The sequence below is a fragment of the Streptomyces sp. NPDC048383 genome (assembly GCF_040651775.1).
Classification (GTDB): Bacteria; Actinomycetota; Actinomycetes; order Streptomycetales; family Streptomycetaceae; genus Streptomyces.
In genome coordinates this window covers 1-1,374 of sequence record NZ_JBEZKS010000149.1, presented here as the reverse complement: position 1 = coordinate 1,374, position 1,374 = coordinate 1, and the positions used below count along the sequence as shown (strand labels likewise).

2 pseudogenes are annotated in these 1,374 nt (G+C 70.5%); both read left to right on the top strand.

Annotated features, from left to right (window positions below):
- Positions 1–1,152, top strand: a pseudogene (locus AB0D46_RS38530) (2-oxoglutarate ferredoxin oxidoreductase subunit alpha); the annotation flags it as partial.
- A 40-nt stretch (positions 1,153–1,192) separates the two neighbouring features.
- Positions 1,193–1,374: pseudogene (locus tag AB0D46_RS38525) on the top strand (hypothetical protein); the annotation flags it as partial.

Genomic DNA, 1,374 nt, shown 5'->3' with positions numbered 1-1,374 from the left:
CGCAACATCTCGGGGAACCTGGCGTTGTCGTACGGGTTGATCGCGGCGGGTCGGCAGGCGGATCTGCCGTTGTACCTGGGCTCGTACCCGATCACGCCGGCCTCGGACATCCTGCACGAGTTGAGCCGGCACAAGAACTTCGGGGTGCGGACCTTCCAGGCGGAGGACGAGATCGCCGGGATCGGGGCGGCGCTGGGCGCCGCGTTCGGCGGGGCGCTGGCGGTGACGACGACGTCGGGGCCGGGTGTGGCGTTGAAGTCGGAGACGATCGGGTTGGCGGTGTCGTTGGAGTTGCCGTTGTTGATCGTGGACATCCAGCGCGGCGGGCCCTCGACGGGGTTGCCGACCAAGACGGAGCAGGCCGACCTGTTGCAGGCGATGTACGGGCGCAACGGTGAGGCGCCGGTCCCGATCGTCGCGCCGCGGACCCCGGCCGACTGTTTCGACGCGGCGCTGGACGCGGCGCGGATCGCGTTGACGTACCGGACGCCGGTGTTCCTGCTGTCCGACGGCTACCTCGCCAACGGCTCCGAACCCTGGCGGGTGCCCGGCACCGACGAACTCCCGGACCTCTGTACCTCCTTCGCGACGGGCCCGAACCACACCCTGGCCGACGGCACCGAGGTGTTCTGGCCGTACAAGCGGGACCCGCACACCCTGGCCCGCCCGTGGGCCGTGCCGGGCACGGCCGGGCTGGAGCACCGGATCGGCGGGATCGAGAAGCAGGACGGCACGGGCAACATCTCCTACGACCCGGCCAACCACGACCTCATGGTCCGCACCCGCCAGGCCAAGATCGACGGCATCGCCGTTCCCGACCTCACCGTCGACGACCCCGACGGCGCCCGGACCCTCGTCCTGGGCTGGGGCTCCACCTACGGCCCCATCACCGCCGCCGTCCGCCGCCTGCGCACCGCCGGCACCCCCATCGCGCAGGCCCACCTGCGCCACCTCAACCCCTTCCCGCGCAACCTGGGACCCGTACTGGCCCACTACGACCGCGTCGTCGTCCCGGAGATGAACCTGGGTCAGCTGGCCCGCCTCCTGCGGGCCGAATACCTGGTGGACGTCCGGTCGCACACCCAGGTCAACGGCATGCCCTTCAAGGCGGAGGAACTCGCCGCGGTCCTCCAGGAGGCCACCGATGACTGACGCGATGACTGACACGATGACCGACGTGGTGACCGACGCGATGACCGGCGTGGTGACCGGCGTGGTGACTCACGCGACCACCGACGTACTGAGCCTGGTGCCCAAGGCGGAGACCGTCCTCAAGGCCAAGGACTTCAAGTCGGACCAGGAGGTCCGTTGGTGTCCCGGCTGCGGCGACTACGCCGTCCTCGCCGCCGTCCAGGGCTTCATGCCCGAGCTGGG